Genomic DNA, 16,670 nt, shown 5'->3' on the forward strand with positions numbered 1-16,670 from the left:
ATATGCACTTCTCATACCAAAACAGACGAAAGGGGCTCTACCTGTTGCGCAGCAGGGAGTTACGACAAATGGAGAAACTCGGCGTGGAAGATCAGCGAACAAGATGCCAGCTCAGCGATCAATGAGGGAGAGAGTTTACTCGTAAAACTGACAAGTGAGATCAGAGTTCTGATCGCCATTTCGTCAATTCGCTGGTGAGACGTTCAATTTCTAATTCCAAGGCAGGAATTGCATCGGGAACCCCCTGCAAATCTCCTTGAAGTCCCATCTCTTCGATCACCTTCGCAGCCCCTACTGCCGCATCTGCGTTGAAGTTGGCGCAGAGCCCTTTAAGGCTATGTGCTGCACGCGCGACTTCATCAGCATCTCCTGACTGATTCTGCTTCGAAATCTCTTGAACCAAGCCAGGTGCATCCTCAAAAAAATATCCGACCATCGAGTTGAGTAGATCGGGATCATTGCCCACACGGTCCAGCGCAGCCTTCATATCCATTACAGGCTGAGTTGAAACTATATCTGCGGAATCAGCCAGAGTCTGTTCCGATTTCCTGCCTGATAGATCAGCGGGAGGTTCTGATTCTTCTCTGGTAATCGTAGAGTTTAAATTAGACTGGCGCGGGTATTTCGATGCCAGACGTTCCAACAACCTGATGAGCTTGGGGGCATCGATCGGCTTCGAGATATAATTATCCATCCCCGCAGAGATGCACTTATCACGATCTCCCCGCATAGCGTAAGCAGTCATCGCGATAATGGGGATATGCTCATTGGCCTCCTCTTCATATTCGCGAATCATTCTTGTCGCCTGCAGACCATCCATGGTTGGCATCTGCACATCCATTAGTACGACGTCGAACGTATCATTGCGCACCCATTCCACAGCCTCGCGCCCGTTATTGGCGATGACACACTGGTGCCCCCTCTTCTTCAAAATTGCTGTGATCACTTTCTGATTAGCAGGTGTATCTTCCGCTACCAGGATTCGCAGTGTCTGTTTGGTCTCGTTAATCTGGACAACTCCATTTCTCTCCAGTTGAGGTCCTTTCAATGCCGTCATAATGGCATCGAGTAAATCAGACTGGGAAATCGGCTTCTCCAGAAAAGCCGAGATGTCGAGGCCCTGACACCGCTCTCCGAATATCTGATGATCTGCTGATGAAAGCATCAAAATTGTAGCCGTATCAAGCAGCCCCTCTTCCCGAGCTTTCTCAAGCAGCATAAAGCCATCGGTTTCGGGCATCAGCGCATCAACGATGACCAGAGGATACTCTGTCTCCGTTTCCTGGATTGAGTTGAGATGTTGTAATGCTTCTTTCGCTGATTCTACAGGGGTGGGAGACATTGACCAGTTAGACAACATCTCTTCTAAAATAACACGATTTGTCTGGTTGTCGTCTACCACCAGTACGGGAAGATCTTTTAACTCAGATACTCGCGACTTCTCTCCTGGGAAATCTATTTCTTCCGGATCAGCAACCGGGAATACGACCTGAAATGAAAACCGGCTACCTTGTCCCAGATCGCTTTTCAGTTTCATCTGGCCTTTCATGAGGCTGATCAGTTCGTGACAAATTGCCAGTCCTAATCCAGTTCCTGAATAATGTCTGGTTGTAGAAGCATCCGCTTGAGCAAATGGAGCAAAGATCCGCTCCTGATCTTCCGGTGCGATACCTATGCCGGTATCCGATACACTAAATTCCAGAAGCACCTGTTTCTCAGTATGCTTCCCGATGATCGGTTCAATAGCAGATCGACTGTCTGCAGGAGAATAGACTGATTCTTCGATAAACTTGACATCAACAACGACTTCACCCTGTTCGGTAAATTTGATCGCGTTACCAGCCAGGTTGGTTAAAATCTGTCTCAGCCTGACCGGATCTCCAATGACGCGCCCCGGCACACGCCGATCAATGCGACAGATTACTTCCAGCCCTTTTTCACAGGCACGGAGAGAGAGCGTTTTGATTGCCTCATCGATAAGTTCTCTCAAATTGAAGGCAACAGGCTCCAGTTCAAAACGCCCCGCCTCAAGACGTGAGAAATCCAGAATATCATTTACCAGGAGCAACAGTGAATCGGCGGAGTCTTTTGCTGTCTGCAGGTAGTCCCGTTTCAACGGAGTTAAGTCTTCCTGAAGAGTCAGTTCAAGCATTCCCAGAATCGCGTTCATGGGTGTTCTCAGCTCGTGACTGACGTTAGCCAGAAACTCGCTTTGTGTCCGGGTTGCCTGCTCTGCTTCATCGCGTGCCTTGCTGAGCTCCTCTTCACGTCGTCGACGGGCTGTGATATCTCGTTCAATCGTCGAAGTTCCTACAATCTGGTTATCCATCCCACGGATTGGTGAAACGGATATGGAAACATCGATAATCGAACCATCTTTTCTCACCCGTCGTGTCTGAAATTGATCCAGACGACGTCCCGTCTTCATCGCTTCCAGAATCTCTGATTCCTCACGAGCCATCCCGGGGGGCAATAAGACTGACACCGTCTCGCCGATAACTTCATCCGCCATCCAACCATAGATTTCCTCGGCCCCTTTATTCCAAGAGGTGATTGTACCATCAGGCGCCTTGCCGATGATGGCGTCCCCTGAAGACTCCACGATCGCGGCCAGACGAGTTCGTTCTTCCTGCCATTGCACACGTTCAATAACATGGCGGATCAGATTTCCTACGCCACGTGCAAGTGCCAGAAGATTGAGATCAGGGGTTGTCAGTCGTGTATTAAAGAATTCTACGACTGCGATAACCTCGCCATCGAGCTTGACGGGAAATCCGAAAGCAGATCGAACCCCGAGTGAGGAAAAGTCGCGCGGGGACTGGAGCGATTGATCATGCTCAATATCTGTTATCCAGACAGGTTCGCCGCGTTGCCAGACTTGTCCGGGCAAATCCTCACCACGAGAAATACTGAGTTGCTGGGAGGCCTCATCCAGAGATCGAAAATTATCTCGGTTAGAAAAATGCCAGATCCGCGAAGAGACAAGACGGGTTCCATTTTGATTCATGAGGAATGCATGCCCGACTGGCCAGCCGGAAATTTCGCCGAGATTTGCTACACAGATTCTTAAGGCGTCTTCCAGTGCATCAGAAGTCGATGAAGCAAAACTGGCCTGTTGCAGGAGCGCAGCCTCAAGTTTTTCCCGTGCAATTAACTGTTCTGCTTCTTTGCGATCAGAAACATCGCGAACGAAAGCATTAAAAATCGTCTGCTCTTTCCAGTCTACTTTGGTAACCATCAGTTCGACAGGAAACTCGTGACCATTCCGCCTGAGAGCGGTTAGCTCCAGCTTCTGGTTGATGACTCGCCCCTTGCCTGTCGATTTGAAAAGTCTCAGACCATCGAGGTGTTGCAGACGATACTGCTCCGGGATGATCAGATCAACCAAAGGGTTCCCCACTGCTTCATCGTAAGACCAGCCAAAGATCTCTTCCGCACGTCGATTCCAGTCAACTACCTGCCCTTCCATATCCATCGTAATGACAGCATCCAAAGCAGAATCGATAATCTTCTGCAATTGTTCATCAGAAGCCCAGAGTGCTGAATTGGGGATATTCTCATTCGACGAGGAAGGAACCATGCGTAGATTTTACTTTCATAGCATTTTCGATTGATTTAAAAATGATAAACCAGGGAAATGGACTTCAGATGAAGTTATCAGATTCCAGGCGCTTATTCTACTTAATTGGAGAGGTGAACTTGAAATGGTTCATCTTCATGACATTTATCAGTCGACAAGCCTGCTTAGATTCAAAAAGATGAGTTATGTTGACTATGAAAGTACGAATTGAAGACTTTGAAGCCTTACACTGAAATTTCAAGGGGAGGCAGCAGTCTCAGTTTCCTCTGTACCAGATGCATTTTCACTTGCTGGCTCGCCCTGATCCCCCTGATCAATTAGCTCCTTGCTTTTACTGGTTGCCTCGTTCACAAGCTTTTCTCCCTGCTCTACTGCAGATTCAGTGTCCTGCTTAATTTTTTCCTTGTGAATCGTGACGCTGGCTTTCTCCCCGCTATCGTTAAATGAAATCCAGCCCCCAAATGCCATCGCAACTACAGCTACGATGATCAAGATAATTACAGTTGAATTTCGCACTACTCTTCTCTCCTGGCCTCTTACTACTATCAGGAACTACTATAGCGCACGAACCGACGACACATTCGTAAACATGCCGTCGGTTGAGTGCTCCAGCAGATTATTAATCGACTGTTTTAAATACCTGTTCCAGAATTAATCAGTCGGAACCCGTCGACCGGTCAAAAGACTGAAAATCGCCAGTATGAGGAAGATGAAGAAGCAGATTTTAGCTGCACCATAGGCCATGCCGCCAACCAGTCCAAACCCAAACAGTCCCGCAATCAGTGCAATAATCAGAAACATCAATGCCCAACTTAACATGGTGATACCCTTTCAGAATCCAGGCCAATTTTCGAAATCAGAATTTTGCTTCCGATCCGGTTGGGCTCTCCGCTTAATCTGCCGGCGCCAACCGACCAGGTAAAATTCCTGGCTCAGATAATTTACTTTTCACATTTTCAATCGCGTTGTTGCGACAAATGATGAAGAAGCAAGTGCTATGCCAGAGTTGGGCCCCCAAAAATAATATTCAACATAAGTCCTTAAATAGCAGCCGGATAACCTTCTGCAATTTTAGACAGTCTGTAAAATAGAGCATGTGGAGGGCGGGAAAGCGGTCGATCATCGATCTGTTCAATGAATGTCGTGATTGGTCAGCGACCACTGCCTTTGAAAGAGTAGTTATCAAGGAGCTTGAGAAGTTAACAGCCTCACCTGACGCTGACCCAGGTCACATTGAGGCCAATCTCCTGTGGAAGCAGTTAACTTCCATTCTCATCAATGCTGACTGTCTTCTCGAGGGAAATTCCAAATTGCGCAATACGATCACGAATTTTGCCTCGCGTGATCCCCAGGATCTCCGCAGCGCGGGTCTGATTTCCCCCCGTTTCATTCAGAACTCGGGTTAAGAGATAACGCTCCATCGTCTCCAGAGTCTCGCTGTACAAGTCTTTAGTTTGTGCTGCAAGCCTCTGGTCGACAAACAGTTGAAGATCTGAGAGCGGCAATGCCGGGTCTTCGTCCAGGGGATCCTCTGATTGGAAGACTTCGGGAGTTGATTTAAATTGACTGGAAACGTCATCAGGAAGAGAAGAGGGAACGATTACCGGACTGGTGCTGTTCAAGAGAGATTGCCGGACTACGCTCTGCAATTCACGCACATTCCCTGGCCAGCGGTATTGTAACAACTGATCCAGGGCTTCAGAGGAAATCCCCTCGATCTCGTTACGCCCCATCTCATAACACGCTTCGTTTAAATAGTGTTCAACCAGTAATGCGATATCGTTTCCTCGTTCCCGGAGGGGAGGTAGCGAGATCGTCATTCCATTCAGACGATAAAAGAGGTCTTCTCGAAACGTGCCTTCTTTCACCATCTGTTCAAGGTTTCGATTAGTTGCAGCAATAATACGTACGTCTGTTTCAATCGTCTTATTGCCACCGACGCGTTCGAACTTCTGTTCCTGTAACAGCCGCAGTACTTTCCCCTGGGTGAGCTGTGACATATCCCCCACTTCATCCAGAAAGATTGTACCGCCATTGCATTGCTCAAATTTACCGATTCGCTGTCGATCAGCGCCTGTAAAAGCTCCTTTTTCATAGCCAAAAAGTTCGCTTTCCAGCAGAGTTTCCGTCAGGGCTGCGCAGTTTACCGCCATAAAGCATTCCTCAGAACGAGGGCTATGCTGGTATATGGCTCTGGCGACGAGCTCTTTCCCGGTACCACTTTCACCACGAATCAGTACATTAACATTTTCCGAGGCGACACGTCCGATGGATTTAAAGACTTCCAGCATCTGTGGACTGCGACCAACAAACTGATCTCCGCTACTCCGCTTCTTTCCCCCCACCGGCAGGGCCACGGGAATATTCATCAAGCGCCTGTTTTCGATAGCTTTCGAAACCAGATCGTTCAGCTTGGGGAGATCCAACGGTTTAGCCAGATAGTCAAATGCCCCCAACTGCATTGCTTCAATTGCCACATTGCTTTCACTGGAAGAGGTAATAAAGAGTACAGGCAGCCTGCGATCCAACTCACGAATTTCTCGAAACACATCCAGTCCGGACACGACCGGCAGCATGATATCGAGCAAAACCACCTCTGGTGAACCAGTCTTGATTGCCTCAAGTGCTTCCTGAGCAGTACCTGCCTGGATGATATCAACGTTAATTTTACTCAGAGAACTTCGTACCATCTCTCGGATTGTACGATCATCATCAACCACTAGTGCTTCTGGCATCTTTTGTTATTCCATTGTCAGCAAGAATAAAGGGGATCGATGTAAACAAAATACGGATAGATTCAGTATTTACGATTCCAGTCGGCCCAAGCCCTGCTTTTATAACTAATAAAGTGTTATCTGGCCCGTACTTCAGCAACCAGATTCCCTTTTTTCGAGGCCAAAAAGTCTCAGAGGGAATCCGTTTCAGCTGAAATTTAAAACCATTATAGCACTCTTTTGTCCGAATCAAATAGTTGAGCTCGTACTTGAGTAGTACGAAGTCCCTTTCAGTCCCGTCTTGAAGCGTGAGGTGAGCCTGGACAAGACAATCCAAATTGAGGTCTGTCTAATACTAAACTTTAGTGGATTGACTCACGACTCAGTCTTGTTAGACTGGGGATAGAGAAGATTTGTCCAAAAGACATATCATAAGCAGGCCTATGACAGCCCTGCAGCGCATGACATTTTTGCGCTGCAGGGCTTTTTTTATCGCTTGACCGGGTCCATCTCAAATCTGGCTGTTCTTCAAGCAGTCCGGTTTGCCAGCAGTCGATAGAACAGAATTTAAATAGTTTAGCGCAGGCAAACGGAACACATCAGGAATTATTTTTAAATCCTGATATCTCTAAAAAACAGCGAGAATCCTTTATGGAATCCAAACAAACTCATGTGCCACCCAATGATTTAACCAGATTTGGCACGCCATCTGCTTTCCGACTACAAGTAGAGTCAGGAAAGGAGACACAAATGTTTCGCAGTACCAATGAACTTAATGGATATCATGTGCTGGCCACAGATGGCGAGTGCGGTACCGTTAAAGATTTTCTTTTTGATGATGAGTCTAAAATCGTCCGTTATCTGGTAGTCGACACGGGAAACTGGCTGCCGGGGCGTAAAGTGCTGGTTTCACCAGTTGCCATTGATCAGCCAAATCTTGATACACGTGAATTACCGACAGTCTTATCCAAGGATAATATTGAGACTTCTCCGACCTTGGAGAACGACCTTCCTGTGTCCAGGCAAAAGGAAGTTGCACTCTCGTCTCACTTCAACTGGCCTATGTACTGGGGGCATTCCGATTCCGGTCTGGATCATCACTCATCTCAAACACAGTTAGTGGAGTTGGACGGAAATCCTCACCTACGTAGCGTAAAAGAGGTTATTGGTTATCACATTCAGTGTATGGAAGGAACGTTAGGACATATAGATGACCTGATTGTAGATACCGAAAGCTGGACCATGCGGTATCTGGTGATTGACACCCAAAACTGGCTGCCTGGTAAAAAAGTAATTATCGCATTCGACTGGATCACGCATTTCACGTGGGAGGATAAAAAAGCTCACGTCGATCTGACTGAAGAACAGGTTAGAGATGCGCCGGTTTATGATCCGCGACTACCTGTCAACCGTGCTTATGAAGTTCAACTTTATGACTTTTATGGAAGACCCACTTACTGGTGATTCTAACTGCGTCTGAATGCTTGTAAGCTACTTTTGCTTAACCCCTGTGTGCTCGAGCGGCTACCACTGCGCGCATAGAAACTGAAGCATCTACATTTAGAGGGATGAATCTCATGAAAAGTTCAATTTTTAAAATCGGTTTAAGTACATTGGCTCTGATGCTGATGTCTTTCTCAACATTCACCCTAACCGGGTGTGAACAGAAAGAAAAAGTTCTGGATGTGGAAACCCCATCTGGCGAGCTTGAAATCGAGCGAGATAAGAGTGATGGCTCGGTTGGAGTCGAGCTCAATAAAAAAGAATAGGATGAAAACTAGTTCGTAACCGGCGAAGTATGTATTTCGCCAGACATTTTAAAAACGAGAAATTGGAGGATAGTTTGATGAATAACGATATTTTTCAAGGAAAATGGAAACAGATCAAAGGTCAGGCCAAACAGAAATGGGGCGAACTGACTGATGACGAACTCGATCAGATCGATGGAAAACGAGATGAACTGGTCGGCAAAATCCAGGAGCACTACGGCATCGCAAAAGATGAAGCCGAAGAGCAGGTAAATCAGTTTGAATCGTCATGTCACTGCTGATGCATGGCGGGCCAAACCGGAAACAGCAGTGATCCTGTCGGGGTACACTTTCCATCTGGCTGATATTAAATACAGACCATGTCTGGAAAGCTGTTCTCCGACAGCAGGGCCTTTTTATCTGAATTCCTTTCAGAGATTTCGAGCACTCCGAGACCAGCTCTGTACCAGGATAACCCAGGGAGAAATATCATGAAGCCCGTCACAGTGATCACTGGAGCGATCGCCATTAGTATCGGCTCAGTTTTATTGACCGGAAGCGGCCACGCACAGAACAAATCCAATATCCCTAAAGAGGGCCTTTCGGAATGTCCAGAAAAGATCAGTCAAACACTTACGAAAGACTGCACATTTATCAGGGCAGGATCAGTTTTGACCAAAGGGATTACAAATCTCCAACAACAGGATGTGGGAGAGATCAATGATTTCGTTCTTGATTCAAAGAACGGTAAAATTCGTTACGCTGCGGTAACCTATAGTGGTTTTCCAGGGTTCGGAAATAAAATGTTTGCCGTCCCCTTCGAGGCTTTAGCTGTTTTGCCGAATAATAATCACGAACATAATCATCGGTTTCTGCTGGATGTGAATCAGGAACAACTCGACGGAGCAACCGGATTTGAGCAGGATCATTGGCCAGATTTTGCAGACCAGGAATTCCTTAATAAACTCGATCGTCGCTACAACGTCCACCGTGACCAGGATGTCCCACCTTCAAATACAGTCATCCGGGCCAATCAGCTCTTAAGTTTAAAAGTACTTAATATAGAAGACCATCAAATTGGTAAGGTTGAAGAGATCATTCTAGATACGGCGCATCGCAAAGCACGTTATATCATTGTCTCTTTAGATCATCATACCACCAATGGAAACAAGCTTTTTGCAGTTCCTTTTCAGGCATTCCAGATGAAGTTCGACTTGAAAAATGGCAATCAGCAAAACCTGGTGTTGAAGATGTCTAATCACCAGATCACGAAGATTCAGGGATTTGACCGAGATCACTGGCCGGATTTTACAGATCCTGTTTACCGGAAATCACTCATCGAACAGTTCCTGTTTGTTAAAAAACAAACAGATCAGGGTGTGAAAGTGGGCATTGATAGCTGAATCAAGTCCACAATTGAACCAGTCAATCTGGTTTAGAAATTGACGCTGCAGCCGTCTATTTGTCGACTGCAGCGTTTTTTTTACTGTCACATTTCCAAACCAATATCTTAAAATAGATTTTACCGTAATTGACGCTAAACCGATCTGCCAGTTAATGAAATATGGACAGGGCAGGCTAATCAACCTGAGGAGTTCTTCCAACTTATGAGAGCACGTCTGGCAAATTTATGGGATTCCTTTCGCAGCAGTTTCTGGTTTGTCCCTTCAATTATGTCATTATTCGCAATTGCACTTGCAATGGGGACATGTCAGTTGGATGAGTTGATCGCCAGCTCCAACAGAGAACTGAGTTGGTTTTCAACCACAGCAGAAGCAGCTCGGTCTACTCTTTCCTCAGTGGCAGGTGCCACGATTGCACTGGCCGGCGTTGTCTTTTCTATCACGGTTTTAACTCTGTCGATTGCTTCCTCACAGTTCGGTTCAAGACTCGTGCGTAACGTCATGAGTGACAGCATTGCAGACCTTGTCATCGGTCAGTATGTGGGAACGAGCCTGTACTGCATGCTTGTGCTTCAGACCGTTCGCGAAGGTAAAAATGGTACGGATGTATTCACTCCACAGCTGGGTACGGCAGTTGGATTAATTCTGGGATTAATCTGTATGGGGATGTTAATCCTGTTTATCCACCATGTCGCAACAGCCATGCAGGCCCCCACAATCATCACAGCGGTGGCACGCGACCTGGATCTGGCTGTAGATCGACTGTTTCCGGAACGGATCGGTGAACGTCCCGATGAAGAAGAGTCCAGACTCAGTATTGAGGACCTTCGTGCAGAGTTAAGCGATAACAACATTACCGTCGCTTCTCAAGCAGAAGGTTATATCGAGGGAATTGATGGCGAAAGCCTGGTTTCCCTGGCATGTGAAGCTGAAGGCGTCGTTGAGCTTCTATGCAAACCGGGGGACTTCGTGACTCGGGAAAAGCTGCTGGCCCGGATCTGGTTGCCAAGAGATACAGAAAAGACGGAGGACATGACCACATCGTATACCAATTCGGTGAACCGCGTCATTATTGTCGGCCCTCGGCGAACCCCACGCCAGGATGTGGGATATGCTGCTCGCGAACTGGTTGAGATAGCACTGCGAGCCCTGTCACCAGGCATTAATGATCCTTTCACAGCGATGAGCTGTGTCGACAGACTCGGAGGGGCATTGGGGCGCCTGGTTGAACGATCGGTACCGCTGCGGATACGTCGCGACGGTGAATCAATCGCGAGGGTTCTGATCACTGAGGCAGATGGTTTTCCCGATGTATTGATTCAGTCATTTGGACAGATTCGTGAATATGGTGCCAGTAGCACTGCCGTCTCTCTGACCATTGTGAAAGCACTGACTGAAATCGCCAATCATGCCAGTCGTCCTGACGATATTCATGCCATCCGTGGTGAAGCTGAAGCGCTCCAGACTGCGTACGTCGACCAGCATATTGTGAAACAAGATCTTGAAACCTTCCGTTCAAAGTATCGGCAGTTATCAGAAATCCTGGATCAGGACAAGCAGTCATGAAACTTGAAGATGCCAGCACACTTTGACTTAAGCACTTAAAAGGAAACAAAACTATGGGAATCTTTGAACTGCTCATATTGCTGATTGTCGCTGCCATTTGTGGAGGCATAGGACAATCTCTGGCAGGTTACTCTCGCGGGGGTTGCCTGACATCGATTGCACTCGGTTTCATCGGCGCATTACTGGGAAGCTGGATGTCAAAAGGGCTGGGACTACCGGAATTATTGACGGTTCAATTTGGCGATCAACCGTTTCCGATTCTATGGTCAATTATCGGGGCTTCGCTTTTTGTAGCTGTGCTCAGCCTGATCTCATTTCGAGGTAAATGAGGATCAGGAAAACAACTTACTTAAGATCAATGGCATCTTCTGCGTGGATGACAGCCTGCGCCATTTCAATCAAGCGAATTCGTTTACGCGATGCCATTTTCTGCAACCTTTTGAAGGCTTCCCCTTCATCCAGACCTGCAGATTTCATCAGAATTCCCTTAGCTTGTTCGATAGTTTTCCGATCTACCAGGGCCGTACGTAAATCATGATTTTCTTTACAAAGTTCCGCAAATTCCTGAGCGCGGCGATGAACCAGCAGAATAGCTGGTGCCAGATCAACTGTCCGAATTGGTTCCACCAGCCAGGCCATGATATGATCCAGTGCCGCAGTCTCTACCAGTTCCAGATCACTTTTGGGAGTTACGATGATTCCGGGGACCGGAGTTTCTGAGCCTATGAGTGTCAATGCACGGATCCCATCCAGATCCGGCATCTTGACCCCGCTTATCACCAGATCGGGACGGTGAGACTCACTACACTTTACCAGTGCCTCGCCTGTTTCAACAGCATCGACTACCTTATGACCGAGCGTTGAAACCGCGTTATTGATAATTGACAGAGTTTTTTGATTACTGTGTGCAATGAGAATCTTAAGAGATTCCATGATCATTACTGTGAATCCTGCTTTTATGGCCCGCTAAACAGTAAGTTCATTCAGACTATGATTGGAACTGGAACATATTAGAGCAAAACATCTTATTAGAAGCCATACCCGACGAATTAAATTTAAAATTTACCACTGAGACTGACTGAAATCTGACCTGATATTACTCAAAATACTGTTCATTTTTAATGAAACGGCATTTCAGTTGCACTTAATTTATTCTGACTTCGATTACTCTTGACGGAACGAAAAACTAGTCTCAACCTGTAGAGGAGAATGATATACTGCAGACAGAGGCTCCAGTTGAAATGGATGGAAAGACAGTCCAGAAATGAATAAAAAAGTTTTACTTATCGTCATCGATGCCCTGGCAACACGTGTTGTCCAGCCCGCACTGGAACAGGGATGGCTTCCGAATCTGGCCAAGTTAATAGATCAGGGAGTATTTCGCTCAGAATGTACTTCCATTTTCCCCTCGATCACACCCGCAGCCACTTGCACGATAGCCACAGGAGCATACCCGTTTGAACACGGAATTTCCGGCGCCTACTGGTATGATCGCACCAAGGATGAAGTTGCTTTCTTTGGTTCCGACCTGAAAGCAATCATGAATGAGGGGATGGGGGAGTATCTCAACGATTTTCAGATCAAACTGAATATGGAGCGACTGCTGGTCCCCACGATCTTTGAGCAGATAGAACAACATGGCACATTGTCCGACGCAGTCATTAATTATATGTGGTATCGAGGTACCGTTACTCACGAAACCACAACACCACTACTGCTAAATCTGGCACCGGGCGTGGAACTGGCCGAGAGTATGCAGGGCCCCCATACAATGTTTTTGGGTGATTTTGTCTCGACTCCCCTCTATGGTTCCCTGCCCTCAGCTCGCGGGGGACTTTCCTATCGATTTGGATTTCACGATGATACCACGGCTGACTACCTGCTTGCTTTGAGCGAGCAGAAGTGTTTCTCGGATTTCACTTTGGCCTATTTCCCCAATAATGATTTTGTCAGTCATGAAAAAGGACCGACTTTCGCAGTCGACACTCTACAGGCGATTGATGAAACTCTGGGCTCCCTGATCGAATCTGAGGGAGGAATCACACGTTTTCTGGAAGAATTTGCGGTCTTAATCACAGGCGATCATTCACAGAGCGATCTGGATACTGACTCAGGAGTTGACCTGAATGAAGTTCTACGGGATTTCCAACTCGTCACAGCAGGAAAACCATGGAGCAACTCGCAAGAATTAATGGTCTGTCCCAACATGCGATCTGCCCAGATCTATTTGCAGTCCGGAATCTGGGAGCATCGACGTGATGTCATTCAATGTCTGTTGAAGTGTCCTGATATCGATCAAATCATCTGGTGTGATGACGACCATGGACTTAATGGAAGTAAACAACCAGGCTTCCATGTCGTCACCAGTGACCGAGGGCAGCTGGTATTCAAGCCTGCGGTTAAGAAGAAACGAGATGGCGTAGACGGCTATGGGACTCCCTGGCTCTGGGAAGGCAATCTGGAAGCTGTTGATGCTCAAGTCGATTCGGACGGTTTGATCACATTCGAAACTTACCCGAATGCCTTTGAGCGAATCGCAACCTGCTTTTCACAGCAGACGGGAAACATATGGATTACTGCCCGACTCGGGAAGGAGTTTTGTCTGCCAGATCTGAAATGTAACCCCTCTGGATCGCATGGATCACTACACTGCCTGGACTCGACGGCTCCGTTGATAGCCGCTGGTTTACCCGCTGACTTTGAATTACCGGAGCATCTTCGTTTAACTGACATTACTCCCATCTGTCTGCAATTACTGGGAGTCGAGTCATTTAGAAAGCCGGGGGCAAGTGCGATCTTAGAACCATACCCCCGGCAAGATTAAAATTGATTGTGATCCCAGTTTGGGATAGCCCTCTAAGCAAAGAATCATTCTTACCAGGGCTTAAGTTTCCAGCCCAGAATAAATCCGACCCCAAAGCACCACAGAGCTGCAGTACCGGGTTTCTGCCGGGCATAAGCCGAAACATATTCAATGAAATCATCGGAGGGATTTAGTGGCTCGCCTTGCCTGGGTAACTCACCGGCTACCGGAGAACGATTCTGATTATAGTCAGAAGCATTTTGAGTTTTGGTGGCGTTCATATTCATAATGCGTATCCTTAACTAGAGCGTAATACAGGCTTCTGTATCACCTGGTTGGTGTCTGATGATAACACTGCTTCTCGGAGAGAATTTTCTTGATCCATTGCGTATTGCTGCGTAGTTCGTCTCGAGTCCGCTTGAAATGTCCCAGACTGTGAGCCAGACCTTTTCGGGCCAGGTAGAACAGTAATCCAGCCCCTGCCAGCGACAATAGAGCCATGGCCAGACAACTGCCCGCCAGACTGAGACCGGTCATTTCACTGAGCCACCAGGACAAGCCAAACAACATTACAGGAAAAGCCCCAACGATCAGGCCTAACCCAAGACAGAGCAGAATTAGAGGATAGAGAGATTTGCGCAGAGCATCGCGAGAATCAACCGCCAGCAGCTCAAGCTGGAGCTCGCTCAGCGAAATCATATCTGCTATCAGATCTCCGAATCCACCTTTAATATCTGGTTGCTGATTATACTTACTGTTGCGAATCATCGCTTCACCAGCCAACCCAGGACGAATCCTGCCGCAATTCCTACATTCAGCGTAAGCGCCGGATGTTTTGAAATCTGTCGCCGAATAGCTGAGCCTGAGCTATTAAAGGTTGAGTCATGCCCCACTGACTGAGTGGAACTCGACATAGTCGACGATACTCCACTCCTGTGATGTCTTGGCAATCTTGAATCATAGAGTTGATATTTTAACATAAGTCTCTCCCCAATTTATTCTCTGTCTCCCATTATTCTGCTGAAGTGCTCGCCTGCCCCGTTGGAACTACTTTCCGGACTGGCAACGGACGTTGTTGTTGACTCTTGTGATGCAATTCCATTAGCGAAATGGTGCATTAACTGTGCGGTAGCTGCTTTTATGATCAATCGGGTTACAAACGAAGCAACTGACTGCAGTCCCCCACTTGAAGCATGCTTTCGGGGCTGATGCTCGACAACCAGTCTGTTCTTGCGAGCCAGCTTCTCGATCGTTTCAGCATCAGGACTCTGGATCTCGAGTCTTTTGGGTACAAGCAGATATCCAACTAACGCAGCACCTCCCAGACTCATCCAGGGGTAGTTCCTGATATAATATTGCCAGTCAGAAAGGGTCGCAGCACTCTGCTTGATTTGATGCACATCACCATCCAGCTCGTTACGCAACCGCTTCATGGAGTGGCTGATCTCTTCTGCACTGCGACCTGGCCCCCCTTGATTCATCACTTCCTCCCTCAGTTAAAGCTTCTAGTCTGCGACTGGTAGTATCGCACTTCAGGATCTGAAACGACTTCCCAGAGAGCTCGGAAAGATCTCGGACAGGGAATCTTTGACCTGATTACCAACACGTTCTGCGATACCAGGCTCATGGTAGAGATATCTGGTTGATTCTCTAAACAGAGCGCCCAGCAACAGCCCTGCTCCAATACCGGCGCCCAGACCGATCAGAACTGATTTTACAGGCTGTTCCTTTACATACTGACACATTCCAGGAGCAGACTCCTGTTGTACTGTGTCAGTTACGGATTTTGTTCTCTGCTGCGAGCGTATTTCAATATCATCAAATTGATGAATCATCCTTGCCTCCTGGTGTCAATAAAGACGGTTTGACTAAGCTTGATACTCGAGATTCTTAACGACGCCACACCAGACTCACAATAACGCCAGCGATCAGGCCGGTTCCAAAAGCCACTGCAACCGATTCCACGGGATTTTTTCGCAGCGTCTGTTCCGCATGCTGGTACCCTTTGTGCATGGACTCATTCAAGTGCTCATACTGTGCACGAGCCGCTTCAGAGGCATGCTGAAACTGTTCTCTGGTTTTGTTGACCGTATTCTCAAAATTTTCCCCGAGCTTTTCAGTAGCACGAGCAGCTGATTTGGACATATCATCCACGATACAATCCAGCTCCTGGCGGATTTCAGTAGAAGCCTGTCCGGTTTTCTGCTGAATTTTCCCCACTAACTGGTCAGTCTCACCTTCGACTCCATCAAGATCATGAGGGCTGAGCTGATTCCAATGTTTTTCAATCCGACCTCTCAACTCATTCCAATGACCACGTATTTCTTCTCGAGTAACCATATCTCACTCCTTAGATTTGAAATCTCATTTGCTGAATTGTTTACTCTGAAACAATATCCTGATATAGGGCATCGCAACTGGTGTGCCAGAGTCCTAAAAGTATTGAATACGTCCGCAGCCGCGAATCGCTATTTACAGGCAAGGATTGAGTTTGCAGCAGTCATTTGCCGGAAAGCGCGTCTCTCCACTTAAGTGGAATGCGAAACAAGTCTTCACTTAATTCCTTAAGAGTTGGTCGCCTGTAAGCCAGACTGTTTCTAGATCGATCAATCCTCAGTTTGAAACTCTCACAATCAGAGACAAACCAGAATTCTCGCCCGGGAATGTATTCCGTTATTTGGAAAACATACATTTCTCAGACTACTTAGCTTCAAGACTGGTCTGCACTTAGCTCTACAACACAATCGATTATCAGTCGATCAGTTGACGGGGAGCAGTTTGGAATGCGATGTGCTTCTAGCGTTTAAAAGTTCTGCAGGCAGGCAGTCTGATCAATTCGAAGTTTTCGTCGGTTCT

The 16,670-nt window shown here is 47.2% G+C and carries 16 protein-coding genes; 7 read left to right on the forward strand and 9 right to left on the reverse strand.

What is annotated here, in order from left to right:
- Window positions 1-160 precede the first annotated feature (160 nt).
- The 4 genes from FYZ48_RS01415 to FYZ48_RS01430 all read right to left on the reverse strand — a co-directional run bounded on the left by FYZ48_RS01415 (window position 161) and on the right by FYZ48_RS01430 (window position 6,315).
- Complete coding sequence (locus FYZ48_RS01415; protein ID WP_149336754.1) at window positions 161-3,580, reverse strand: PAS domain S-box protein; 3,420 nt, start codon at window positions 3,578-3,580, stop codon at window positions 161-163.
- Window positions 3,581-3,817: 237 nt separating this feature from the next.
- Window positions 3,818-4,096, reverse strand: a complete 279-nt coding sequence (locus FYZ48_RS01420) for a hypothetical protein (RefSeq protein ID WP_149336756.1) — start codon at window positions 4,094-4,096, stop codon at window positions 3,818-3,820.
- 135 nt (window positions 4,097-4,231) lie between these two features.
- Window positions 4,232-4,399 carry a DUF1328 domain-containing protein gene (locus FYZ48_RS01425; RefSeq protein ID WP_149336758.1) on the reverse strand — a complete coding sequence of 56 codons (168 nt, stop codon included), beginning with the start codon at window positions 4,397-4,399 and terminating at the stop codon, window positions 4,232-4,234.
- 440 nt (window positions 4,400-4,839) lie between these two features.
- Window positions 4,840-6,315 (reverse strand): sigma-54-dependent transcriptional regulator, encoded by a 1,476-nt coding sequence (locus FYZ48_RS01430; RefSeq protein WP_149336760.1) that lies wholly within the window; start codon window positions 6,313-6,315, stop codon window positions 4,840-4,842.
- A 729-nt stretch (window positions 6,316-7,044) separates the two neighbouring features.
- Here FYZ48_RS01430 and FYZ48_RS01435 point away from each other — a divergent pair.
- The 6 genes from FYZ48_RS01435 (at window position 7,045) to FYZ48_RS01460 (ending at window position 11,340) form a co-directional block, all read left to right on the forward strand.
- A complete protein-coding gene (locus tag FYZ48_RS01435) occupies window positions 7,045-7,758 on the forward strand; it encodes a PRC-barrel domain-containing protein (protein ID WP_187781820.1) in 714 nt (237 codons plus the stop codon).
- Window positions 7,759-7,871: 113 nt separating this feature from the next.
- Entirely contained in the window at window positions 7,872-8,063 is a 192-nt protein-coding gene (locus FYZ48_RS01440) for a hypothetical protein (protein WP_149336764.1), read from the forward strand.
- A gap of 77 nt (window positions 8,064-8,140) precedes the next feature.
- Window positions 8,141-8,344, forward strand: coding sequence for a CsbD family protein (locus tag FYZ48_RS01445; protein WP_187781821.1), 204 nt, complete (start codon window positions 8,141-8,143; stop codon window positions 8,342-8,344).
- 189 nt (window positions 8,345-8,533) lie between these two features.
- The gene (locus tag FYZ48_RS01450; RefSeq protein ID WP_187781822.1) at window positions 8,534-9,445 is read left to right on the forward strand and encodes a PRC-barrel domain-containing protein; all 912 of its coding nucleotides are present in this window, start codon (window positions 8,534-8,536) and stop codon (window positions 9,443-9,445) included.
- 204 nt (window positions 9,446-9,649) lie between these two features.
- Window positions 9,650-11,011, forward strand: coding sequence for a DUF2254 domain-containing protein (locus tag FYZ48_RS01455; protein ID WP_149336770.1), 1,362 nt, complete (start codon window positions 9,650-9,652; stop codon window positions 11,009-11,011).
- 53 nt (window positions 11,012-11,064) lie between these two features.
- Window positions 11,065-11,340, forward strand: coding sequence for a GlsB/YeaQ/YmgE family stress response membrane protein (locus FYZ48_RS01460; RefSeq protein WP_145038191.1), 276 nt, complete (start codon window positions 11,065-11,067; stop codon window positions 11,338-11,340).
- A gap of 16 nt (window positions 11,341-11,356) precedes the next feature.
- Here the strand turns inward: FYZ48_RS01460 and FYZ48_RS01465 are convergent, their stop codons facing one another.
- Window positions 11,357-11,950 carry an ANTAR domain-containing response regulator gene (locus tag FYZ48_RS01465; protein WP_149336773.1) on the reverse strand — a complete coding sequence of 198 codons (594 nt, stop codon included), beginning with the start codon at window positions 11,948-11,950 and terminating at the stop codon, window positions 11,357-11,359.
- 325 nt (window positions 11,951-12,275) lie between these two features.
- Here FYZ48_RS01465 and FYZ48_RS01470 point away from each other — a divergent pair, with 325 nt between their 5' ends.
- Window positions 12,276-13,835, forward strand: a complete 1,560-nt coding sequence (locus tag FYZ48_RS01470; RefSeq protein WP_149336775.1) for an alkaline phosphatase family protein — start codon at window positions 12,276-12,278, stop codon at window positions 13,833-13,835.
- A 50-nt stretch (window positions 13,836-13,885) separates the two neighbouring features.
- On the opposite strand, the gene FYZ48_RS01475 is transcribed toward FYZ48_RS01470, so the two are convergent.
- From FYZ48_RS01475 to FYZ48_RS01490, 4 genes are all read right to left on the reverse strand, one after another.
- On the reverse strand, window positions 13,886-14,101 hold the full coding sequence (locus tag FYZ48_RS01475) for a hypothetical protein (RefSeq protein ID WP_145439623.1): 216 nt from the start codon (window positions 14,099-14,101) through the stop codon (window positions 13,886-13,888).
- 40 nt (window positions 14,102-14,141) lie between these two features.
- Entirely contained in the window at window positions 14,142-14,582 is a 441-nt protein-coding gene (locus FYZ48_RS01480) for a phage holin family protein (protein WP_149336777.1), read from the reverse strand.
- Between the two features lie 227 nt (window positions 14,583-14,809).
- Complete coding sequence (locus FYZ48_RS01485; protein ID WP_149336780.1) at window positions 14,810-15,295, reverse strand: hypothetical protein; 486 nt, start codon at window positions 15,293-15,295, stop codon at window positions 14,810-14,812.
- Between the two features lie 409 nt (window positions 15,296-15,704).
- Complete coding sequence (locus FYZ48_RS01490; RefSeq protein WP_149336782.1) at window positions 15,705-16,154, reverse strand: DUF883 family protein; 450 nt, start codon at window positions 16,152-16,154, stop codon at window positions 15,705-15,707.
- Window positions 16,155-16,670 lie beyond the last annotated feature (516 nt).

The organism is Gimesia chilikensis (assembly GCF_008329715.1).
Lineage (GTDB): Bacteria > Planctomycetota > Planctomycetia > Planctomycetales > Planctomycetaceae > Gimesia > Gimesia chilikensis.